Source organism: Aeromicrobium sp. CTD01-1L150, from assembly GCF_041951745.1.
GTDB lineage: Bacteria > Actinomycetota > Actinomycetes > Propionibacteriales > Nocardioidaceae > Aeromicrobium.
Genome location: NZ_CP169555.1, coordinates 1,050,071 through 1,071,550 on the forward strand (window position 1 = coordinate 1,050,071; position 21,480 = coordinate 1,071,550).

Below are 21,480 nucleotides of genomic sequence, written 5' to 3' on the forward strand. Positions count from 1 at the left end.
TCCGGCATTCGGTGGGAGAAGGCACCGATCACGGGCCGAGACGTCAGAATGGGCCCACCGAGGTGACTGTGAGCTCGGCCTGGCCAGACTCGTCGCTGGCGTCGAGGTCGACCGTCGCCGAGAAGCCCCAGTCCCGGTGGCCCTGCGGGTCGTCGAACGTCTGCCTGACGTGCCACGTCCGGCCCTCGGTGCTCACCGTGAACATCGCCGGCCCCCGGGCCTGCGCCCCGGTGCCGATCGGCGGGGGTGCCGGGCCGGGGGCGGCGGAGGGCCGCTGCGAGGGATCCGGGCCCTGGGCGGCAGACGGCACCGCGGCGTACTCCGCGTCGTACGCCTCGATGGCCGCCGCCCAGTCGACGTCGGGATCGAGCTCGGCGAGGTCGTCCCAGCGTCCCAGCGCGGCCAGCTCCACCCGGCGGAACGCCGCATTGCGCACCAGCACCCGGAACGCGCGCTCGTTGCGCGTGACGGCGTGCGGAGCCCGGCCCTCCTCGGCCACCTCACGCGCCCGCTCGATGGTCTGTGGGTCCTTGGGGTCGACCAGCTCCTCCCACTCATCGAGCAGGCTGGAGTCGGTCTGCCGCACGAGCTCGCCCAGCCACTCGATGATGTCGATGAGCTCCTCGGTGCGCGCGTACTGCGGCACGGTGCGTCCCAGGGCCCGGTAGACGTCGCTCAGGTAGCGCAGCACCACCCCCTCGGAGCGGGCCAGGCGATACTCCGAGACGACCTCGGAGAACGTCATCGCCCGCTCCGCCATCTCCCGCACCACCGACTTGGGCCGCAGCTCGTGGTCGCGCACCCAGGGATGGCTCTGGCTGTACGTCTCGTACGCCGCCTCCAGCACGTCGCGCAGCGGCTGTGGGTGCTCGACGTCCTCCAGGAGCTCCATGCGCTCGGTGTACTCGATCCCGTCGGCCTTCATCTGCGCGACGGCCTCGCCCCGTGCGCGGTCCAGCTGGGCGCGGATGATTGGACGTGGGTCCTCCACGGTCGCCTCGATGACCGAGACGACGTCGAGGGCATAGTCCGGCGCCTCGCGGTCCAACAGCTCCAGGGCCGCCACCGCGAAGGGCGACAAGGCCTGGTTGAGCGCGAAGTCCTTCTGCAGGTCCACCGTGAGGCGCAGCGTGCCCCCACGCTCGGCGGCTCCTTCGGCCTCGACTTCAGGCGAACCGACCTCCGGTGGGTCCACCTCCTCCACGACACCGCTCGCCAGCAGCGACGCGATGATCGCGTCAACCTCGGCGAGCAGCCGCTGCTGTGCCGCGTCGTCCTCGTCGCTCTCCCTCACCAGGTGCTCGGCGGCGGCCCGCACGTCCCCGGTGCGGGTCAACAGGTTGAGCACCATCGAGTGGCTGACCTGCAGGCGTGAGGTGAGGGCCTCCGGTGTGCCGGTGGTGAGCCGCTCGTACGTGGACTCGTTCCAGGTCACGTGCCCCTCGGGCGGCTTCTTGCGCACCACCTTGCGCCGCTTCTTGGGGTCGTCGCCGGCCTTGGCGAGGGCCTTGAGGTTCTCCACCTCGTGCTCGGGTGCCTGCACGACGACCGCACCCGTCGTGTCGAACCCGGCACGTCCCGCACGGCCGGCGATCTGGGCGAACTCGCGTACCTGCAGCTGTCGGTGGCGGCGGCCGTCGTACTTGGACAACCCGCTGAACAGCACGGTGCGGATGGGCACGTTGATGCCGACACCGAGCGTGTCGGTGCCGCACACCACGACCAGCAGGCCCTGCTGGGCGAGCTGCTCCACAAGACGCCGGTACCGCGGCAGCATCCCCGCGTGGTGCACCTCGATGCCCATGCGGACCAGGCGCGAGAGCGTCTTGCCGAAGGCCGACGTGAACCGGAACCCGCCGATCGCCTCGGCGATCGTGTCGCGCTGCTCCCGGCTCGCCAGCTTGACGCTGCTCAGCGCCTGCGCCCGCTCCAGGGCCGCGGCCTGGGTGAAGTGGACGATGTAGACAGGCGCCTGGTGCGTCTCGACCAGCTCGGTGACCGTCTCCTGCACCGGCGTGGTGACGTAGGACGTGACGAGGGGGACCGGACGTTCGGTGGAGGCGACGAGCGCTGTCTCGCGTCCCGTGCGGCGCGTCAGGTCGCGCTCGAGCCGGGTGGTGTCGCCCAGCGTGGCGGACATCAGCAGGAACTGTGCTCGCGGGAGCTCCAGCAGTGGCACCTGCCACGCCCACCCGCGGTCCGGGTCGGCGTAGTAGTGGAACTCGTCCATGACCACCAGGCCGACGTCGGCGGCCGACCCCTCACGCAGGGCGAGGTTGGCCACGACCTCGGCCGTGGCGGCGATGACGGGAGCATCGGCGTTGACGGAGGCGTCGCCGGTCATCATGCCGACGTTCTCCGGTCCGAAGACGGCACACAGGTCGAAGAACTTCTCGCTCACCAACGCCTTGATGGGGGCGGTGTAGACGGCGCACTCATCGCGCGCCAGGGCTGCGGCGATCGCGGCCGTCGCGACAAGGCTCTTGCCCGAGCCCGTCGGCGTCGCGAGGACGACGTTGGAGCCGGAGACGAGCTCGAGGATCGCCTCGTCCTGCGCCGGGTAGAGCGAGATGCCGCGCTCCTCGACCCATGCCCCGATCTCCTCGTAGACGTCGTCAGGGGACGCCCCGGTCGGGAGCACAAGTTTCTCCCGCCCACGGCCCGGGACCCCCGCCGGGGGCCCGGCCTGCCTCTGGGGCGGGTCATCCGGCCGGTGGTGGTCGCTGAGGTCGTTTCGGCGCTCTCCACCGTGGTCCGGTGGCTCCTGCGATGTCACCGTGACTGGTATGCCAGCAGGCTCACACCGACGTAGTGGACGACGAAGGCTGCAATGGTCAGCGTGTGGAAGATCTCGTGGAACCCGTACCAGCGCGGCCAGGGATTGGGCCACTTGAAGCCGTACGCGAGTGCCCCGAGCGTGTAGAGACCGCCTCCGACGATCATGAGGACCAGCACGGCGGTCGACGCGTTCGCGGTGAAGTCGCCCCAGTAGAGCACTGCCGCCCACCCGAGCAGGAGGTACAGCGGGACGTAGGCCCAACGTGGCGCACCGATCCAGAAGATGCGGAACGCGACGCCGGCGAGGGCGCCGCCCCACACCAGCGACAGCATGATGATCGCCTCGCGCGTGTCCAGCAGGAGCAGCGAGAAGGGCGTGTAGGAGCCTGCGATCAGCAAGAAGATGTTGGCGTGGTCGATGCGTTTCCAGATGAGGCGAGCCTCGTCGGACCAGCGTCGGGTGTGGTACAGCGCGCTGCACGTGAACAGCGCCAGGGCGCTCACCATGAACACCGCGACCCCGGCGCGCACGAGCACGTCGTCGGCGATGACCATCATCACCAGGAACGAGAAGAACGACAGCGGCGCGGTGGCGGCGTGCAGCCAGCCGCGCAGCCTGGGCTTGATCTCCTCGAAGTTCTCGCGGAACCGCTCGCCGATCTCGTCGACGACGGTCTCGGAGTCGGTACGCGTCATGTGGTGAGATTAGCGCCATGGGTCTGAGCGATCTCGCGTACGGGGCATATGAGCGGAGAATTCTCCGTCGGCTCGACACCGATCGCCTCCCTCGGCACGTCGGTGCGATCGTCGACGGCAACCGTCGTTGGGCCAAGGATGCCCGCATGGGACTGGAGCAGGGATACGCCGCCGGCGCCGCCAAGGTCGATGAGTTCCTGGGCTGGTGTCACGACCTCGGCGTCGGGACGGTGACGTTCTGGGTGCTGTCCACCGACAACCTGCAGCGTCCCCACGCCGAGCTGGTGAGCATCCTCGATGCCGTGGAGGCTCTCGTCGGCCGACTCGCCGACGACGGTCGCTGGCACGTCCGCCTGATCGGGAACCTCGAGCTGTTGCCCGAGGACTCCTCGGCCCGTCTGGAGCGGGCCGCCGCGGCGTCGCCGCAGGACTCAGGACTCATGCAGGTCAACGTGTGCGTGGGATACGGCGGACGTCAGGAGCTCACCGACGCCATGCGTTCGCTGTTGCTCGCGCAGGCCGCCAAGGGGCGTTCCCTGCAGGAGGTCGCGTCGACGCTCGTCGTCGACGACATCGCCGAGCACCTCTACACCAAGGGCCAGCCCGACCCCGACCTCGTGATCCGCACGTCGGGGGAGCAGCGCCTGTCCGGGTTCCTGCTGTGGCAGAGCGTGCACAGCGAGTTCTACTTCTCCGACGTGCTCTGGCCGGCCTTCCGGCGGGTCGACCTGCTGCGTGCCATGCGTTCCTACGCCGCCCGCGAACGCCGCTTCGGCACCTGAGGCCTCACGAGCCGTGAGCACACGGTGACGTGGGTGCGCCTCGGTTTGAGGGTCATGGTTTCGAACGCCCTCGGCGACGCTCGTTCCGCCCCCGAGCACTTCGCTGTGCTCCGTGCAGGGAGGTACCCCCAGCTGGCCGAGGGCTACTCAACCACCGAGGAAGGGTGCCGGGAGTCATGGGCTGCGCGAGCTGCACGGTGGCTGAGTGCGACGCGAGCTCTGCGAGCGGCGTATCGAAGCCACGTTGACGGTGGTGTGCGTCGTTGGGTGACGTGGTTTCGATACGCGATGACGTGGCTCGTTCCGCCCCCACTCGCTGCGCTCGCGGGAGGTACCCCCAGCCGTCCGCGCTACTCAACCACCGAGGACGGAGCGGGAGTGAGGGGTTGCGCAAGCTTCTCGGTGGTTGAGTGCGACGCAGGATCGCGCTACTCAACCACCGAGGAGGGGGAACGGGGGCATGAGTTGCGCCGGATGCGGGGTGGGTTGCCGTGGGTCGTCGGTTGCCCACAGTTCACGCGCACGTCACGTGCGCCCCAGCGTGTCGCCACGCCCGGGAACGGGTGCCGACGTACGTTGCGAGTGTGTTGATGCTCGCCCCTGAGTTCAGCCGCCCCACCCGGATCGAGGAGTAGGGCCGGCGCAGGTGGCGCGCGGGTCCTCGGGAGTAGTCGTGCCAGACTCCACCAGCAACGCCCAACCCAGTACGGACCAGCACAGCACGGACCAGCACAGCACCGCCGCGCCGAAGACCCCAGCCCCTGAGGACGCAGCTCCCGGCGTCGCGTCCGCACACCGCACCTACGTCCTGGACACCAGCGTCCTGCTGGCCGACCCGGGGGCCATCCACCGGTTCCACGAGCACGAGATCGTGGTCCCCGTGGTGGTCATCACCGAGCTGGAGGCCAAGCGCCACCACCCCGAGCTCGGCTACTTCGCACGCACCGCACTGCGCCACCTCGACGACCTGCGCGTCAAGCACGGCACGCTCGACGTCCCGCTGCCCATCGGCGAGGAGGGCGGCACGATCCGCGTCGAGCTCAACCACACCAACCCCGAGGCCCTGCCCGCAGGGTTCCGCCTGGGCGACAACGACACGCGCATCCTGTCGGTGGCCAAGAATCTCTCCGTCGAGGGGCGCGACGTCACCCTCGTCTCCAAGGACCTGCCGATGCGCGTCAAGGCGTCATCGGTCGGCCTCGTGGCCGAGGAGTACCGGGCCGAGCTGGCCCTGGAGTCCGGATGGACGGGCATGCGAGAGATGGAGGTGGCCCGCGAGGACCTCGACCAGCTCTACGAGGACGGTTCGGTGGACCTTGCGGTCATCGATGCCGACGGAGCACAGGACCTGCCGTGCCACACCGGCCTCGTCCTGCTCTCTGACTCCGGCAGCGGCCTGGGCCGGGTCACCGCCGACAAGCGAGTCCAGCTCGTCCGCGGCGACAAGGACGCCTTTGGCATCCACGGCCGATCCGCCGAGCAGCGTGTTGCCCTCGACCTCCTGCTCGACCCCGAGGTCGGCATCGTCTCCCTCGGCGGACGGGCCGGAACCGGCAAGTCGGCCCTGGCCATCTGCGCCGGGCTGGAGGCCGTGATGGAGCGTCGCCAGCACAAGAAGGTGGTGGTCTTCCGCCCCCTGTACGCAGTCGGTGGCCAGGAGCTGGGCTACCTGCCGGGCAGCGAGTCCGAGAAGATGGGGCCGTGGGGGCAGGCGGTCTTCGACACCCTCGGTGCTGTGGCCTCGCACCACGTCATCGACGAGATCCTCGACCGCGGCATGCTCGAGGTGCTTCCGCTGACGCACATCCGGGGCCGGTCGCTGCACGACTCCTACGTCATCGTCGATGAGGCCCAGTCTCTGGAGCGCAACGTGCTGTTGACGGTGCTGTCGCGTATCGGGGCGAACTCCAAGGTGGTCCTGACCCATGACGTCGCCCAGCGCGACAACCTGCGCGTGGGCCGCCACGACGGCGTCGTCGCAGTGGTGGAGAAGCTCAAGGGTCACCCGCTGTTCTCCCACATCACGCTCACCCGCTCCGAGCGTTCACCGGTCGCCGCCCTGGTCACCGAGATGCTGGAGGACGTCAGCCGCTGACCTGAGTCGCCCAGCCTGCCGACTTCCCCGGACCCCGCCGCCGGGCCTCGGCGCTGTGGCACAGTGGCACCGTGAACCTGAGGGGAGTCGTGAGGGTCCTGTGCGCCCTCGTGCTGCTCGCGGTCGCGGCCTGCGGCGCGGGCGGACCCGACGACGGCGCAAGCCCTGAGCTGCACTGGTACACCGGCCCGGACCGGGTGGACGCGCAGGCGTTGGCGGAGTCCTGCACCACCGAGGCAGCCGGTGAGTACACGATCAGCGTCGAAGAGCTGCCCGAGGATGCCGACGAGCGCCACTCGATGCTCGTGCGACGACTGGCCGCCGACGACGACTCGATGGACATCATCACCCTCGACAATGCGCTCACCTCCGAGGTCTCCGCCGCCGGGTACCTGGCGCCGATCCCCGAGGAGCTCAAGGAGCCGTTCGCCGAGGACGTCTTCCCCAGCGCCCTGCTGGCCGCGAGCGACGGGGAGCGGCTCGTGGTCGCGCCGTGGTGGTTCGACCCCTACATGCTGTGGTGGCGAGGGACCGCCGCCGAGCGAGCCGGGCTCGACACGGACGAACCCATCACCTGGGAGGCGTTGCTGGACGGTGCGGAGCGGCTCGACGCGCGGATCGAGATCGACGACCCGGCCGGCCACGGATTCCCCTCCCTGGTGAACGCCCTCGTCGTCGCAGCGGGGGGAACGGTGCTGCAGGGGCAGGGTCGATCTCCGAAGCTCGGTCTGGATTCCGATGCCGGTGAGAGCGCCGCCGGCATCGTCGGACGCATCGGTGGCACCGGTGGCGAGCCACCGTCGAGCGATGCCGTGGAGAAGTTCGCCACCCGCAGCGGCTCGTTCCTCCTGGCGCCCAGCTCGGTCGTCTCCGAGCCGGCCCTGTCCGGCGTCGCCCGTGACCTGCAGTGGGCTCCCTTCCCGGTGGTCGAGGAGGAGAGCATCGCCCCGGTGGACGGCGCCGGCCTGGCGGTTCCGCTGTACGCCCCCGACTCCGAGCTGTCCTACGACGCCATCTCGTGCCTCACCTCGCCCACGTCGATGCGCGAGATCATGGTCGAGTCCGGCCACAGCGCGGCCCGTGCCAGCACCTACGAGGACGAGGCGGTCGTCGCCGGGTACCCCTTGGCCGAGGTCACCGAACCTGCGGTTCGGTCGGGCGCCACCGTGCCGTCGACTCCCTACTGGCCTCGGGTCCGTGAGGCGATCCTGCGGACCTGGCTGCCCACCGCCGACGTCGACCCCGAAGTCACGCCACGGGAGTCCGAGCACGCCGTGCGCGATGCTGTGGGCGGGAGGCTGCCATGAGGTGGGGTCGCCGCAAGGAGCAGCCGGACCAGGAGGCCGCGGCCGACGCCCCAGAGGCCGCGCCGGTCGAGGATGCTGGGCCGGTCGAGGATGCTGGGCCGGTCGAGGATGCTGGGCCGGTCGAGGATGCTGGGCCGGTCGAGGATGCTGGGGCGCAGGATGCTGCGCAGCCACCACCGGTGCAGGAGGACGGCCCCCGCGCGCCGCGGGCACCGACCCAGGGCGAGGACGCCCCCGAGACAGCGCAGACGGATCCGCCGGTGGAGGTCGAGGAGGCAGCAGAGGACGCCGGCCGCGAGGACACGGGCGTCGAGAACGCCGGCCGCGAGGGCACGGGCCCGGTGGACCCGGATCCGGAGGACGCGGGCACCGGTGACCAGGTGCCGATCGCTGCAGTGCCGGCCGGATCGAGCCGTCGCCAGGGCCGGTCGAGGCGTCCGCGACGTCTGGAACGAGGCGGCCTGTGGTGGGTCCTGCCGGCCACGGTGTTGCTGCTGGTGGTCACCGCGTGGCCGCTCGGCAAGGCGGTCTACGACTCCCTGTTCCAGTCCTCGCTCGTGACCCCGGCCGACCGCTCGTTCGCCGGTCTCGACATCTACGGCTCGGTGCTCTCCAACCGCACCTGGTGGACCGCCGTGGCCACCACGATCGGCTTCGTGGTGGTGGCGGTCATCGTGCAGCTCGCCTTGGCCAGTGCCTTTGCCACGGCGCTGCGCCGCATCGTCCACGGCCGACGCTGGCTCCTGGGGCTGCTCCTCGTGCCCTTCGCGCTCCTGTCCGTCGTGACGGCCGTGCTGTGGCGCGACGCGCTCACCGTCGGCTTCGGACCGGAGTGGTTCGGCTACGACGACGACTCCGCGATCGCCGGGCTTGCCGCCCTGCTGGCGGGCGAGGTGTGGCGCGGTACCGGCATCACGACCCTCATCCTGCTGGCCGGACTCGCCCGCGTCTCCCCGGCGCTGCGCGAGGCAGCCGTCGCGGACGGCGCCAACGCCTGGCAGCGCTTCTGGCGCGTCACCCGCCCGGCGGCCGCCCCCGCGATCGCCGTCGCCGTCGTGTACCGCGCCCTCGATGCGGTGCGCGTCGTCGAGGCCCCCCTGATCGCCGGCGACCCCACCCGCGAGACCGTCTCGGTGCTCGTCTGGGACTCCACGTTCGAGGCGTTCGAGCTCGGTCTCGGAGCCGCGACGTCGGTCCTGCTGCTGATCCTGGCGGCCATCGTCGGCATCGTCCTGGCGAAGCTGCTCGGCGTGAGGAGGGTGCTGTGAGACCTACCGTCCGTTCACGCCTGTGGGCCGCCACCGGCGCCTTCCTCGTCGGTTTCGTCATCGCCAACGTCGGCGTCCTGGTGATCACCGGCCCCGACCGGTGGGTGTGGCTCGCCGTGGCCCTGCTGCTGATGGTGACTGGAGCCGTCGGCGTCCTGGTGGCCGACACCCGTCGCCCGCTGTCGCTGTGGGCGGTGCTCGGGGTTGAGCTGCTCGTCGTGCTCACCCTCCTGCCGCTGCTGTGGATGTTCACCGTCGCGACATCCGTGGGCGACGCTCCGCCGAGGGACCTGTGGCCGACGTCGATCTCCTGGGCGGCCTTCGACGCCGTGGTGAGCCCGGGCGAGCTGCGTCGTGCCGCCGTCACCTCGGCTCTCGTGGCCGGGCTCGCCACGCTCGTCGCGATGCTGGTGACCATCCCCGCGGCCTATGCCCTCGCGCAGCGCAGAGTCCGGGGCCGGCGCGTGCTCTACGGGTTGTTCGTCGCGGTGCTGCTGCTCCCCGTGGTCGCGCTCGCGGGTCCGATCGCCGTCCAGCTGCTCGACCTCGGGGTGGCCGACGAGCCGCTCGCGCTGGTGGCCCCGACGCTGCTGATCGCGCTCCCGCTCGCACTGTGGCTCAACGTCACCGTCATGCTGCACGCGCCGTGGAACCTGCGCGATGCCGTACGCGCCGACGGAGCCACCCGCCGTCAGGAGCTGCGGACCTTCGTGCTGCCAGCGCTCGCCCCGGTGCTCGTGCTCGTCACCCTGTTGGTCTTTGTCGTGACGGCCGGTGACGCGGTGCTCGGGGCCGCTGTGGCGCCCGGGCCGGAGACCCGGACGCTGCCGGCCACCCTGCTCCTGGCGTCGCAGAGCGCCGACTCCACCTCCTCGACTGCTGCCGCAGTCGGCCTGATGTGGCTGCTGCCGGTCGTCGTGCTGCTGGCGCTCGCCCCGCGTCGCATCGCCCACCTGATCGGAAGGACGTACCGATGACCTCGATCGAGCTGCGAGGCGTCTTCCTGGACGCTCCCGACGGCAGCATGCTCCTGGACGGCGTCGACCTGCACGTCCCCTCGGGTGAGACCGTCGTCGTCTGTGGACCGCCCGGAGCGGGCAAGACCGCGCTCCTGCGCGTGCTCGTCGGGCTGGACGAGCACGCAGACGGCGACGTGCTCCTCGACGGCGTCGTCGTCAACGCCGTCGGCGCACGCGATCGCGACCTCGCCTTGGTCTTCCAGGACCACGCGCTCCATCCGCACCTCGACACCCACGACAACCTTGCCTTCGCCGCCCGGCTGCGACGCCACGACAAGGCCGAGCTGGCCGAACGCATCGACGAGGTGGCCGGTCTCCTCGCGCTGTCGTCGCTGCTGGACCTCAAGCCCGTCCACCTCGACGACGCCCAGCGGCAGCGCGTCGCGATCGGCCGCTCCCTCACCCGCGACGCGCTGGCCTACCTCTTCGACGAGCCGTTCTCAGCCCAGCCCGACCGCGTGCGCACCCATGTCCGTTCCGTGGTGACGCAGTGGCAGCGCGAGAGCGCTCACACGTCGATCTTCACGACGTCGCGGGTCGATGAGGCGCTCACGCTGTCCGACCGCGTCGTCGTCATGCACCAGGGCGCCGTGCGGCAGGCCGGATCACCGGAGGAGATCTACGTCGAGCCCGCCGACCTGTTCGTCGCGGCGTTCCTCGGCCAGCCGGCCATGAACCTGTTCCCAGCCACCCGTCGCGGTTCGCGCCTCGTCTCCCCGATGCTGGACGTCCCCGTCGACGACGAGCTCGAACGGCTGCTCGGTGACCGTGAGGAGGTGATCCTCGGCGTCCGCCCGGAACACTGCCTGGACGGGACCTCCGATGCGGCGCGGTCCGTGCCGGGCGCCCTACAGCTCACCTCACGTGTCGACGACGTCGAGTGGAGCGGAGGCACCCAGCTCGCCTACCTCGGCTACGAGGTCGACCCTGAGGTCGAGCAGCGGCTCGAGGCGATCGAGGACGAGCTCGACTACGACCTCTTCCAGAACTTCTTCGTCGCAGAGCTCCCCGCCATCTCCGCGGGTGAGCCGGCCCGTCTGCAGACCGGTCAGGCCGCGCGCATCTGTGTCCCGCGCGACCGCCTGCACGTCTTTGACGCCGTGACCGGGGACAACCTGCGACGCCCGCCCGTGCGGCGGCGCGAGCCGGTCGTGGTCGCGGAGACCGACGAGGCTTCCGCGGACGAGACGGCCGACGAGACGGTCGAGGATTCGCCGGAGGATCCGGCCCAGTCCGGTGAGCCGGCGGCGGAGTCCACCGGCGACGCGGGCCAGGACGGCGACGAGGACGCGGGCCAGGACGGCGAGGAGTCGGACGGCGGGGAGTCGGACGGCGGGGAGTCGGACGGCGAGGAGTCGGACGGCGAGGACACCCCCGCCGAGTCATCTGGCCGCCCGGAGCCCGGCACCCCCGCCGAGTCATCTGGCCGCCCGGAGCCCGGCACCCCCGCCGAGTCATCTGGCCGCCCGCAGCCTGGCACCCCCGCCGGGTGAACGCTGCGAGCACGGCCGCGTCGGCCGTTCCCGGGCGCAGGGTGTGGCTCGTCGCCGCACCCTGGGCCGCCGTCTGTGCCCTGCTGTACTCGACCTTGGCCATCCTGCGTCACCGCCGGCTGGAGCCGACGTCGTGGGACAACGCCATCTTCGAGCAGGCCCTGCGCGGCTATGCCGACCTCGGCTGGCCCATCGTCGACATCAAGGGCCCGGGCTACAACCTCCTGGGCGACCACTTCCACCCGATCGTCGCACTGCTCGCACCCGTCTACCGGCTGTTCCCCGCGGCAGAGACGCTGCTCCTCGCCCAGGCCGTGCTGCTGGCGATCTCGGTGCACGTCGTCACCGCACTCGCCGTGCGGCACCTCGGGCGGCGGGTCGGACTGGCCCTGGGAGTTGCGTACGGGCTCTCCTTCGGCCTGATCTCGGCCGTCGCCGCACAGTTCCACGAGGTGGCGTTCGGCGCCCCGCTGCTGGCGCTCGCCGGTGCAGCCTACGTCGAGCGTCGCTGGACCGCCGTCGTGCTGTGGACGCTGCCGCTGCTGCTCGTCAAGGAAGATCTCGGGATCACCGTCGCCGTGGTCGGCCTCGTGCTGTGGCTCGCCGGTCAGCGCCGACGCGGCCTGCTGCTCGCCGGCGTGGGACTCGTGGGAGCAGCGCTGGTCGTGTTCGTCGTGCTGCCGGCGTTCAACCCGGCGGGCGTCTACGACTATGCCACCAACGCCGGCGGCGACGACGGCCTGGCGATCACCCTGTTCACGGGTGTGGATCGCAAGCTGCTCACGGTGCTCCTCACGTTCGGGGTCACGGGCCTGTCGGCGCTGTTCTCGCGGTGGGCGCTGCTCGTGCTGCCGACGTTCGCGTGGCGGTTCGTGGGTGACGTCGAGTTCTACTGGGGCACCGACTGGCACTACTCGCTGCTGCTCATGCCGATCGTGTTCGTGGCGGCGATCGACGCCATGGTCCGTCACCGTGAGCTGCGTTGGGCCACCGTGCCCGCCCTCGTCGTGACGGCGGTGATGCTCATCGGTTCACCGATGGCATCGCTGGTGGACAGCACCACGTGGCGCGAGGGACCGCGCGAGGCGGCGGCCGCGGCGGTGATCCGTGACGTCCCGCAGGATGCGTCCGTGGTGACCGACATCGGCCTCATCACCCACCTGGGCACCGAGCGGCAGGTGTTCTGGCTCGGCACCGTCGGCGATGCGTCGCCGGACTTCGTCCTGCTGGACCAGTGGGGCGGCTTCGGTGCACCGCCCGACATCCTGGAGTACGCCTCCACGACCTTCGGCGGTTCCTGGGAGCTGGTGCGTGACGAGCAGGGCTACCAGCTCGCCCGCCGCACCGGCTCCGACGCCTGACGGTCGACCACTGGGGCGGTGGTCAACCGACGTGCGTGGTCAGGGGTGGGTCATGGACATGACGTCGAGGGCGGCGTCGAGGTCGGCCTCGGTGATGTCCCCCCGCTCGACGTAGCCCTCGGCAACGACGACCTCCCGGATGGTCTTGCGCTCCGCCACCGCCTTCTTGGCGACGGCCGCGGCGTTCTCGTAGCCGATGTGCCGGTTGAGCGGCGTGACCACCGACGGGCTCGACTCCGCATACTCCAGGCAGCGCTCGACGTCGGCGGTGATGCCGTCGATCGTGCGGTCGGCCAGGACGCGTGAGGCGTTGCCGAGCAGACGGATCGACTCCAGCAGGTTGCGGCCGATCACCGGTAGCTGGACGTTGAGCTCGAACGACCCGGACTGGCCGGCGGTCGTGATGGTGACGTCGTTGCCGATCACCTGTGCGGCCACCATCAGCGTGGCCTCCGGCAGCACCGGGTTGACCTTGCCCGGCATGATGCTGGATCCCGGCTGCAGGTCCGGCAGGTGGATCTCCGCCAGACCCGTGCGCGGGCCCGAGCCCATCCACCGCAGGTCGTTGCAGATCTTGGTCAGGCTGACCGCGACGGTGCGCAGCTGGCCGGACATCTCCACCAGGCCGTCGCGGGCCCCCTGCGCCTCGAAGTGGTCGGTGGCCTCGGTGATCGGCAGCCCCGTGCCCTCGGCGAGCAGCTCGATGACCCGCTGCGGGAAGCCCTGCGGTGTGTTGATGCCGGTGCCCACGGCAGTGCCGCCCAGCGGGACCTCGGCAGCAGCCGGCAGCGCCGACTCGACACGCGCGATGCCCTTGCGGATCTGGGCGGCGTACCCGGCGAACTCCTGCCCCAGGGTGACCGGGGTGGCGTCCATCAGGTGCGTGCGACCTGACTTCACGACCTCCTGGAACTGCGACGCCTTGGCTTCCAGTGAGCTCGCGAGGTGATCGAGAGACGGGATCAGCTCGTTGGTGGCCGACGCGGTGGTGGCGACGTGGATCGACGTCGGGAAGACGTCGTTGCTGGACTGGGAGGCGTTGACGTGGTCGTTGGGATGGACCTCGCGGCCCAGACGCTGCGTGGCGAGCGTCGCCAGGACCTCGTTGGTGTTCATGTTCGACGACGTGCCGGAGCCGGTCTGGAACACGTCGATCGGGAAGTGCGCGTCGTGTGCGCCGGAAGCAACCTCCTCGGCCGCCGCGACGATCGCGTCGGCGAGGTCGGACTCGAGGATGCCGAGCTCGGCATTGGCCTTGGCGCAGGCCGCCTTGATCTGGGCCAGTGCCCGGATCTGTGCGGACTCGATCGGGGTGCCGGAGATCGGGAAGTTCTCGACGGCGCGCTGCGTCTGGGCCCGCCAGAGGGCGTCGGCGGGGACCTTGACCTCGCCCATGGTGTCGTGCTCGATGCGGAATTCGGTGGTCATGCGGCCGACCCTACTGGCGTGCGGCGACCCCACGCCCACGAGGTGTCAGCGAGGACGGGTCCCGGTGAGGATCCAGTACGCCTCGTCGCGCTGCTGCAACCGAACCGGGACCCGATCGGCGGTGACGTCGTCGAGGAAACCCGCCATGAGCTGTCGGAGCGTGGGGGAGTCCGCCATCGACCAGATCGCGAGCGTCCCACCCGGGCGCAGGACACGGACGGCGTCGGCGAGGGCGTCGCTCTCGTAGATGCCGGCATTGGACTCGTGCACCAGCGCGCTGGGCCCGTTGTCGACGTCGAGCAGCACGGCGTCGAGGGAGGTGGGCCGTTGCGCCGCCACGACGTCTCGGACGTCCCCCAGGACGATCTGCAGACGAGGATCCTCCAACGGGCCCGCGCCGTGGCCCGCGGCGACCGCCTCGACCACCGCACGATGCAGCTCCCCGACCACGACCCGCTGCACCTGAGGGGACGCCAGCAGAGCCCGTGCGGTGTATCCCAGGCCCAGCCCACCGACGAGCACGTCACGGGCACCGCACGAGATGGCCCGGTCAGCCAGGATCTCCTCGGACGACGTCTCGACGTCGTCCATGACGAAGACGCCGCCCACCCGCAGCTCGGTGGCGCCGTCGGCGCGGCGCCGGAGCACGACGTCCTCAGACATCGCGGCCGCGTGCCCGCTCCATGTCGTCGGCGAGACCGGGGTGGGAGTAGGGGCCGTCCGTGCGGAGCTCGTCGATCACGTTCTGGACGCTCTGCTCGTCCTTGTCCTGGCTCAGCTTGACCTTGGCCGTGAACCGGCTGATCGGGATGCGCAGTCCCACCGTCCCCTGCGCGGCACGTGCTCCCCAGTCCTGGTCGAGGTACATCGGCTCGTCGACATGCTGCTCGAAGTGGGCGACGAGGCGGGTGAGGACCGCCAGGTTCTCCCGGTCGTCGAGGACCTCGGGCACACCGTGCGCGTGCACTGCGGTGAAGTTCCAGGTGGGCGCGCGGCTCGACCCCGGCGCGTACCAGCTGGGAGAGACGTAGCCGTGCCGGCCCTGGAATACCAGCAGTGACTCGCGACGGCCGTCGAACCCATGGACCGTCTCGTCCGGCCGGCCGACGTGGGTGAGCGCGACGAGCTCCTCGGTGTCGTCGAGCAGCACCGGGTAGTGGGAGGCAACCAGGCCACCAGGGCCGTTGCTGACGATGGTCGTCCACGGGTGCTCATGCACCAGGGCCCGGACGACCCCGGGATCCTCACTGGCGTGGTGCGGGTTGTGCCTCACCGGTGGACCGACCGTGCGATGGTGCCGGTGATGGCCTCGATGAACGTCCCGTGCAGCTGCACCGGCAGGTCGTGCGCCATGCCGGGAATCTCGATGTGCTCGGCCCTGGGGATGGCATCGGCGGTCGCCTTGCCGCCGGAACGGTGCACGAGCGGGTCCTTGAGGCCGTGGACGACGGTGACCGGGAGATCGAGGTCGGCCAGCGCAGCGGTCCGATCGGTCTGCGTGAGGATGGCCATCAGCTGACGCGCGACGCCGCTGGCGGTCCATCCGCGGTCGTAGGTCTCGTGGGCGCGGGCGCGAGCGTCCTCGTCCGTCGTGGGGTAGTCCGGGGAGGCGATCATCGCGGTGGCCCGCAGCGATCGGGCCACGTACTCATCGCGCGTCCTCCCGGAGGAGGCGAACAGGCCGGGCAGCACCCGCGGGTGCTGGTAGCCCACCGTCCGTCGCCCGGTGGTCGACATGATCGACGTCATCGACAGGGCCCTCTCGGGTCGGTCGATCGCCATCGTCTGGACGATCATGCCGCCCATGGAGACACCGACGAGATGGGCCTGATCGATCCCGAGGTGGTCCAGCAGCCCGAAGGCGTCGTCGGCGAGGTCGCCCAGGCGGTACGGGGGGTTCTTGACCATCCCCACCGCGGCCTTGACGATGTCGAGCTTGGAGACGTGGTACTGGCGCAGCTTGGTGGAGCGGCCCGTGTCGCGGTTGTCGTAGCGGATGACGAACAGGCCCTCGGCGGCCAGCTCCTCGCAGAACTCCATCGCCCACCATCCCATGGGACCGCCGAGGCCCATGACGAGCAGGACGGGCGGGTCGGCGGTGTCGCCGAACGTCTCGTGGCAGATGTCGATGCCCGAGGGCAGGTGCGCGAACTGCTCGCCGGATCCAGCCATGCGCCCGATGGTACGACCCCCGAACCACGCTGAGTGTGACGTTTCGGCCCCGGGAGACAGGCTTTCGGGGCCGAAACGTCACACTCAGCGGGTCAGTGCCCGAAGTCGACGGCCGCGTAGGCCTTGAGCTTCTCCAGACGGTGCTCGGAGCTGATCTTGCGGATCGTTCCGCTGCGCGAGCGCATCACGATGGACTCGGTGAAGGCGCGGCCTGCGCCGTAGCGGACACCCTGGAGCAGCTCGCCGTCCGTGACGCCGGTAGCCACGAAGAAGCAGTCGTCGGCGACGACGAGGTCGTCGGTCAGGAGCACCTGCTCGAGGTCGTGGCCGGCGTCGACGGCACGCTGCCGCTCGTCGTCGTCGACCGGCGCGAGCCGGCCCTGGATGACGCCGCCCACGGCCTTGATGGCGCAGGCGGTGATGATGCCCTCGGGGGTCCCACCGGTGCCGACGAGCAGGTCGACGCCGGTCTCCGGGCGAGCCGCGACGATGCCTCCGGCGACGTCGCCGTCGGAGATGAACTTGATGCGCGCACCGGCGTCGCGGATCTCCTGCACGAGCTGCGCGTGACGCGGCCGGTCCAGGACACACACCGTCACGTCGGAGTGCGAGACCCCCTTGGCCTTGGCGATCAGGTCGATGTTCTTGGCCACGGGCAGGCGGATGTCCACGGCGTCGGCCGCCTCCGGCCCGGCCACGAGCTTGTCCATGTAGAAGACGGCCGACGGGTCGTACATGGAGCCACGTGGCGCGACCGCCATGACGGAGATGGCGTTGGGCATGCCCTTGGCGGTCAGCGTCGTGCCGTCGATCGGGTCCACGGCCACATCGCACTCCGCGCCGGTGCCGTCGCCCACCTCCTCGCCGTTGAACAGCATGGGCGCCTCGTCCTTCTCGCCCTCGCCGATGACGACGACGCCGCTCATGGGGACGGTGTTGATGAGGCTTCGCATGGCGTTGACCGCCACGCCGTCCGCGCCGTTCTTGTCGCCACGCCCCACCCATCGGCCGGCGGCCATGGCGCCGGCCTCGGTCACGCGGACCAGGTCGAGGGCGAGGTTGCGGTCAGGGGCCTGGGCGGCAGGCTGAAGGCTTTCCACGGGCGACACCCTACCGACGGTGAGTCGAGCAGCGGCATCGCCGTGTGAGCAGTGCCGAGCTCAGGCCGGGTGGAGTCGGACCTCGGTGGCCTTCACCACGAGGTGGACGGTCCGCCCGGGGACGAGGTCGAGCTCGGTGGCGGCCGCGAGCGTCACCTCGGCGTCGGCGACCTCGGTGCGGACCCGCACGCGTTCTCCCTGCGTCTCCACATGGGTGACCACGGAGCGCAGCACGTTGCGCGGGCTGCCGCCGGGCGGTCCGAGATGTACCGAGACCGACGACGGTGAGAACACCGCCACCGCCGACGCTCCGTCCTCGATCGCCTCGTCGGTGAGGCCCGCGACGGTGTGCCCGTCCTTGGTGACGACCGACCCGTGGCGCATGAACCCGCGCAGCAGGTCGAGTCCGGCGACGCGCGCCCCGAAGGAGCTGCGTGGTCTCGACAGCACCTCCGACGTCGGCCCGGACTCGGCGACCCGACCGTCCTGCACGATCATCACCCGGTCGGCGAGGGCGAGCGCGTCGAGGACGTCGTGTGTGATGAGCAGCGTGGTGCGCTCGGCCAACACGTCGCGCAGGAGCCGGCGCAGCTCGGGGGCGACGGAGACGTCGAGGGCGGCCATCGGCTCGTCGAGGAGCAACAGGTCGGGGTTGCCGGCCAGGGCGCGGGCGAGGGCGACACGTTGGGCCTGGCCGCCGGAGAGCTCCGCGGGTCGGCGGTGCGCGAGCTCGCCCACTCCGACGTCGCTGAGCCAGCGGTGCGCCAGCTGGCGGGCGGCGGCTCGCGGTGTCCCCGCGCTGCGGGGGCCGAACGCGACGTTCTCCCCGGCGTCGAGGTGGGGGAACAGCAGCGGGTCCTGGGACAGCAGGGCCGTGCCCCGGCGGTGCGGCGGCACCCAGCGACGCGTCGAGGAGTCGGCCAGCACCGTGCCATCCAGCCGGATGTCGGCGTGGTCGGGTTGCAGGACACCGGCGATGCACGAGAGCAGCGTCGACTTGCCGGCACCGTTGGGACCCATCACCGCCACGGTCTCGCCGGGGGCGATCTCCACCGTGAGATCGATGCCCCGCTCATCGGAGCGCACGTGGGCCTGCAGGCCTGTGCCCCCCAGGTTGCTCACGGGGTCACGGATCGGCGCGTTCACGGTGCACTCCTGGGACGGCGCACCAGCGCGATCACCAGCACCGCGACCACGACCAGCACGAGCGACAGCGCGACCGCCGCGTCCGGGTCGGTCTCGCGTTGCAGGTAGATCTCCAGCGGCAGGGTCCGTGTGGTGCCCTGCAGGCTTCCGGCAAAGGTGATCGTCGCCCCGAACTCACCGAGCGCGCGGGCGAACGACAGGATCGCGCCCGAGGCCAGCCCCGGAAGGATGAGCGGCAGGGTGACGCGGCGCAGGACGGTGGTGGGTGCCGCGCCGAGGGTCGAGGCCACCACCTCGTAGCGACGCCCCGCCGTGCGCAACGTGCCCTCCAGGCTGATCACCAGGAACGGCAGCGCCACGAACGTCTGGGCGATCACGACGGCGGTCGTGGAGAAGGCGATCTGCAGGCCGAGGACGTCCATCGTCTCGCCGAGCAGGCCACGGCGGCCGAAGGTGTGGAGCAGTGCGATGCCGCCGACGACCGGTGGCAGGACGAGCGGCAGCAGCACGAAGGATCGTAGGAGCGACTGGCCCGGGAACCTGCTGCGCGCCAGCACCAGGGAGAGTGGGACTCCGAGCAGGACGCACAGCGCGGTGCTGGTGGCCGAGGTCCGCAGGCTCAGCCACAGGGCGGCCTGCGACGACGGTGACGTCACGAGTGAGGGGAACTGCGCCCAGTCGACCCGCAGGACGATCGCCACGAGCGGCAGCACGATGAATGCCGCGCCCACCGCGGCGGGGACGACGATCCAGCGCGGCAGGGTCCGTGCCTCGTGCGCGCTCACGTGTCGGGGGCGCCGAACCCGGCGTCGGCCAGGATCTGCTGGCCGCTCTCGCCGACGACGAAGTCCACGAACGCCTGGGCGAGGCCGTCCTGCTCGCTGTCGGCCAGTGCTGCGATCGGATAGTTGTTGACCGCCTCCGCGGACTCCGGGAAGTCGATCCCGAGCACGTCGTCCCCGGCTCCGAGGACGTCGGTGACGTAGACCAGCCCGGCGTCGGCCTCGCCCGAGGAGACCTTGCCGAGCACGTCAGTGACCACGCGCTCCTCGCTGACCGGCTCGATGTCGGTACCGGCCGCCTGTTGGACGCGCTCGGCGGCGGCGCCGCACGGAACCTCGGGGGCGCACAGCACCACCTGGTTCTCGGAGTCGGCCAGGTCCGCCAGGGACCCGATGCCGGCGGGGTTGTCCGGTGGCGTGGCGATCTGCAGGACGTTGGTGGCGAACAGCTCGGGCTCCTTCTCGAGGAGGGCGTCGGCTGCCGCTCGGCCCATGGTGGTCTCGTCGGCGGAGGCGAAGACGTCCGCAGGGGCGCCGCTGCGCAGCTGGGCGAGCAGGTCCGACGACCCGCCGACGTTGAGCTCCACCGTGACGCCGGGGTTCCCCGCCTCCTCCTGGGCCGCCTCGAACTGCGTGGCGATCCTCTCCATGGAGTCGGTCAGGGAGGCAGCGGCATACACCGTCAGGGTGTGGGGACCGGCGTCCTCGGTGGCATCGGCACCGTCGTCGCCGGTTCCACAGCCGGTCAGGACGAGGGCGCCGGCCACGCCGCCGACGAGCGCCGTCAACCTCACGGGGTGACCTCCAGGGAGACGTTGGTGGACTTGACGCTCGCCCAGGCCAGTGATCCGACCTCGAGACCGAGGTCGTCGACGGCCTCGCTGCTGATGAGCGAGACCACTCGGTAGGGTCCGCAGCTGAGCTCGACCTGTGCCATGACGGTGTCCCGGGTGATCGCGGTGACGACGCCACGCAGCCGGTTGCGCATGCTCGCCGCACTCGGCGCGTCCCCGGGGGAGTGAGCCTCCTCCACGGCGAGCCGTGCGAGGTCAGTGCCGGAGATGCCGGCACGGCCGTCGGCGTGGACGGCCTCGAACCTGCCCTGGTTCTGCCAGCGACGTAAGGTGTCATCGCTGACGCCCAGAACGGTCGCGGCCTCGGCGAGTCGGTGCGCTCCCATGCGAGCCACCGTATCCGCAGCTGCGGACTCATGCAGGGCATTCACCCGCAGGTGCGGAACAAGGAGCGAGAAGGAGTGGCATGGCAGGAACGAGCAGCCGAGGCAATCCCAGCCTCGGCGACATCGTGCGCTCCGTCCTCGTCCTCGGTGTGCTGGTGCTCGGCATCTGGTTCGCGGCGCAGATCTTCACCACCACGCCCGAGCGCCCCGTGCAGGGCAAGGACCTGGAGCAGACCGTCGATGCCTCCCGTGCGACCGTCACGGAGTTCGACCTGCTCGCTCCCACCTCGCTGCCGCAGGACTGGATGGTCAGCTCGGCCCGCCCGGCACCGGCCAGCTGGGACCTCAACGTCCTCACCGCCGACGATGAGTACATCGGCCTGCAGCAGGCACTCATGAGCGAGCAGGAGCTCATCGACGGCCGCGACGGAAGCTTCGCGCAGACGGGGACCGCCGAGGTCGCGGGCCGCGAGTGGACGCTGTGGGAGGCCGGCAGGGAGACGGCGTTGACACGCTCCGACGATGACGTGGCGACCCTCGTGCTGGGAACGGCGCCGCGCGGCGAGATCGAGGCCTATGTGGCGTCGTTGTCGACGTCCTCAGACCCTTCCTGAGCCGACGCTCTGGCCAGGCGCTCCCGTGCGCCGTCGAGCCACTGCTGGCAGATGGCGGCCAGCTGCTCGCCTCGTTCCCACAACGCCAGGGACTCCTCGAGTCCCGTCCCTCCGGTCTCGAGCTTCTGGACCACGGTGACGAGCTCGTCGCGTGCCTGCTCGTAGCCGATCTCGGGCTGGTTAGGACCGCTCATGCGATCACGTCCTCAGAAGACCCACCGTAGGAACGTGGTCGCCTGAAGTGTCGATCGTTCGCTCG

Annotated in this window: 20 protein-coding genes; 8 read left to right on the plus strand and 12 right to left on the minus strand. The window is 70.7% G+C overall.

From position 1 onward, the window contains the following. Positions 1–43: 43 nt before the first annotated feature. Together ACEVFP_RS05180 and ACEVFP_RS05185 are read right to left on the minus strand one after the other, a co-directional pair. Positions 44–2,641 carry a DEAD/DEAH box helicase gene (locus tag ACEVFP_RS05180; RefSeq protein WP_375002510.1) on the minus strand — a complete coding sequence of 866 codons (2,598 nt, stop codon included), beginning with the start codon at positions 2,639–2,641 and terminating at the stop codon, positions 44–46. Between the two features lie 131 nt (positions 2,642–2,772). Further along, positions 2,773–3,474 (minus strand): hemolysin III family protein, encoded by a 702-nt coding sequence (locus ACEVFP_RS05185; protein WP_375002512.1) that lies wholly within the window; start codon positions 3,472–3,474, stop codon positions 2,773–2,775. Positions 3,475–3,491: 17 nt separating this feature from the next. Between ACEVFP_RS05185 and uppS the strand changes: the two genes are divergently transcribed. From uppS to ACEVFP_RS05220, 7 genes are all read left to right on the plus strand, one after another. After that, entirely contained in the window at positions 3,492–4,256 is a 765-nt protein-coding gene (uppS, locus tag ACEVFP_RS05190; protein WP_375002514.1) for a polyprenyl diphosphate synthase, read from the plus strand. 808 nt (positions 4,257–5,064) lie between these two features. Beyond that, positions 5,065–6,351, plus strand: coding sequence for a PhoH family protein (locus ACEVFP_RS05195; RefSeq protein ID WP_375003765.1), 1,287 nt, complete (start codon positions 5,065–5,067; stop codon positions 6,349–6,351). Between the two features lie 71 nt (positions 6,352–6,422). Beyond that, on the plus strand, positions 6,423–7,658 hold the full coding sequence (locus ACEVFP_RS05200) for an extracellular solute-binding protein (protein WP_375002515.1): 1,236 nt from the start codon (positions 6,423–6,425) through the stop codon (positions 7,656–7,658). Beyond that, positions 7,655–8,926, plus strand: a complete 1,272-nt coding sequence (locus ACEVFP_RS05205) for an ABC transporter permease subunit (protein ID WP_375002516.1) — start codon at positions 7,655–7,657, stop codon at positions 8,924–8,926. Before ACEVFP_RS05200 ends, ACEVFP_RS05205 begins: the two co-directional genes overlap by 4 nt. Further along, positions 8,923–9,903 carry an ABC transporter permease subunit gene (locus ACEVFP_RS05210; protein ID WP_375002518.1) on the plus strand — a complete coding sequence of 327 codons (981 nt, stop codon included), beginning with the start codon at positions 8,923–8,925 and terminating at the stop codon, positions 9,901–9,903. Before ACEVFP_RS05205 ends, ACEVFP_RS05210 begins: the two co-directional genes overlap by 4 nt. Continuing rightward, complete coding sequence (locus tag ACEVFP_RS05215) at positions 9,900–11,438, plus strand: ATP-binding cassette domain-containing protein (protein WP_375002520.1); 1,539 nt, start codon at positions 9,900–9,902, stop codon at positions 11,436–11,438. The genes ACEVFP_RS05210 and ACEVFP_RS05215 overlap by 4 nt, the downstream gene beginning before the upstream one ends. Further along, positions 11,435–12,799 carry a DUF2079 domain-containing protein gene (locus ACEVFP_RS05220; RefSeq protein WP_375002522.1) on the plus strand — a complete coding sequence of 455 codons (1,365 nt, stop codon included), beginning with the start codon at positions 11,435–11,437 and terminating at the stop codon, positions 12,797–12,799. Before ACEVFP_RS05215 ends, ACEVFP_RS05220 begins: the two co-directional genes overlap by 4 nt. A 39-nt stretch (positions 12,800–12,838) precedes the next feature. Here the strand turns inward: ACEVFP_RS05220 and ACEVFP_RS05225 are convergent, their stop codons facing one another. The 9 genes from ACEVFP_RS05225 to ACEVFP_RS05265 all read right to left on the minus strand — a co-directional run bounded on the left by ACEVFP_RS05225 (position 12,839) and on the right by ACEVFP_RS05265 (position 20,607). Further along, entirely contained in the window at positions 12,839–14,227 is a 1,389-nt protein-coding gene (locus ACEVFP_RS05225; protein ID WP_375002523.1) for a class II fumarate hydratase, read from the minus strand. Positions 14,228–14,272: 45 nt separating this feature from the next. After that, positions 14,273–14,890: a spermidine synthase gene (locus tag ACEVFP_RS05230; protein WP_375002524.1), complete on the minus strand. Its 618-nt coding sequence runs from the start codon at positions 14,888–14,890 to the stop codon at positions 14,273–14,275. Beyond that, positions 14,883–15,500, minus strand: coding sequence for an FMN-binding negative transcriptional regulator (locus tag ACEVFP_RS05235; protein WP_375002526.1), 618 nt, complete (start codon positions 15,498–15,500; stop codon positions 14,883–14,885). The genes ACEVFP_RS05230 and ACEVFP_RS05235 overlap by 8 nt, the downstream gene beginning before the upstream one ends. Continuing rightward, positions 15,497–16,399 (minus strand): alpha/beta fold hydrolase, encoded by a 903-nt coding sequence (locus ACEVFP_RS05240; protein ID WP_375002528.1) that lies wholly within the window; start codon positions 16,397–16,399, stop codon positions 15,497–15,499. The genes ACEVFP_RS05235 and ACEVFP_RS05240 overlap by 4 nt, the downstream gene beginning before the upstream one ends. Positions 16,400–16,491: 92 nt before the next feature. Beyond that, a complete protein-coding gene (gene glpX / locus ACEVFP_RS05245; RefSeq protein WP_375002530.1) occupies positions 16,492–17,499 on the minus strand; it encodes a class II fructose-bisphosphatase in 1,008 nt (335 codons plus the stop codon). A gap of 60 nt (positions 17,500–17,559) precedes the next feature. After that, complete coding sequence (locus ACEVFP_RS05250; RefSeq protein ID WP_375002531.1) at positions 17,560–18,645, minus strand: sulfate/molybdate ABC transporter ATP-binding protein; 1,086 nt, start codon at positions 18,643–18,645, stop codon at positions 17,560–17,562. Next, the gene (locus tag ACEVFP_RS05255; RefSeq protein ID WP_375002533.1) at positions 18,642–19,430 is read right to left on the minus strand and encodes an ABC transporter permease; all 789 of its coding nucleotides are present in this window, start codon (positions 19,428–19,430) and stop codon (positions 18,642–18,644) included. The genes ACEVFP_RS05250 and ACEVFP_RS05255 overlap by 4 nt, the downstream gene beginning before the upstream one ends. After that, a complete protein-coding gene (gene modA, locus ACEVFP_RS05260) occupies positions 19,427–20,221 on the minus strand; it encodes a molybdate ABC transporter substrate-binding protein (protein ID WP_375002535.1) in 795 nt (264 codons plus the stop codon). The genes ACEVFP_RS05255 and modA overlap by 4 nt, the downstream gene beginning before the upstream one ends. Continuing rightward, complete coding sequence (locus ACEVFP_RS05265; RefSeq protein WP_375002536.1) at positions 20,218–20,607, minus strand: molybdopterin-binding protein; 390 nt, start codon at positions 20,605–20,607, stop codon at positions 20,218–20,220. Before ACEVFP_RS05265 ends, modA begins: the two co-directional genes overlap by 4 nt. Before the next feature lie 80 nt (positions 20,608–20,687). On the opposite strand from ACEVFP_RS05265, the gene ACEVFP_RS05270 reads away from it, so the two are divergent. Continuing rightward, a complete protein-coding gene (locus ACEVFP_RS05270; RefSeq protein WP_375002537.1) occupies positions 20,688–21,221 on the plus strand; it encodes a DUF4245 domain-containing protein in 534 nt (177 codons plus the stop codon). Here the strand turns inward: ACEVFP_RS05270 and ACEVFP_RS05275 are convergent. Beyond that, positions 21,182–21,415, minus strand: a complete 234-nt coding sequence (locus ACEVFP_RS05275; RefSeq protein ID WP_375002539.1) for an exodeoxyribonuclease VII small subunit — start codon at positions 21,413–21,415, stop codon at positions 21,182–21,184. The genes ACEVFP_RS05270 and ACEVFP_RS05275 overlap by 40 nt on opposite strands. Positions 21,416–21,480: the final 65 nt, after the last annotated feature.

Bases quoted from the DNA above. Each gene is read 5' to 3' on its own strand.
- ACEVFP_RS05205 (WP_375002516.1), top strand. From the start codon at position 7,655: ATGAGGTGGGGTCGCCGCAAGGAGCAGCCGGACCAGGAGGCCGCGGCC.
- ACEVFP_RS05240 (WP_375002528.1), bottom strand. From the start codon at position 16,399: ATGGCTGGATCCGGCGAGCAGTTCGCGCACCTGCCCTCGGGCATCGAC.
- ACEVFP_RS05275 (WP_375002539.1), bottom strand. From the start codon at position 21,415: ATGAGCGGTCCTAACCAGCCCGAGATCGGCTACGAGCAGGCACGCGAC.
- ACEVFP_RS05265 (WP_375002536.1), bottom strand. From the start codon at position 20,607: ATGGGAGCGCACCGACTCGCCGAGGCCGCGACCGTTCTGGGCGTCAGC.
- ACEVFP_RS05225 (WP_375002523.1), bottom strand. From the start codon at position 14,227: ATGACCACCGAATTCCGCATCGAGCACGACACCATGGGCGAGGTCAAG.
- ACEVFP_RS05215 (WP_375002520.1), top strand. From the start codon at position 9,900: ATGACCTCGATCGAGCTGCGAGGCGTCTTCCTGGACGCTCCCGACGGC.
- ACEVFP_RS05230 (WP_375002524.1), bottom strand. From the start codon at position 14,890: ATGTCTGAGGACGTCGTGCTCCGGCGCCGCGCCGACGGCGCCACCGAG.
- ACEVFP_RS05270 (WP_375002537.1), top strand. From the start codon at position 20,688: ATGGCAGGAACGAGCAGCCGAGGCAATCCCAGCCTCGGCGACATCGTG.
- uppS (WP_375002514.1), top strand. From the start codon at position 3,492: ATGGGTCTGAGCGATCTCGCGTACGGGGCATATGAGCGGAGAATTCTC.
- ACEVFP_RS05185 (WP_375002512.1), bottom strand. From the start codon at position 3,474: ATGACGCGTACCGACTCCGAGACCGTCGTCGACGAGATCGGCGAGCGG.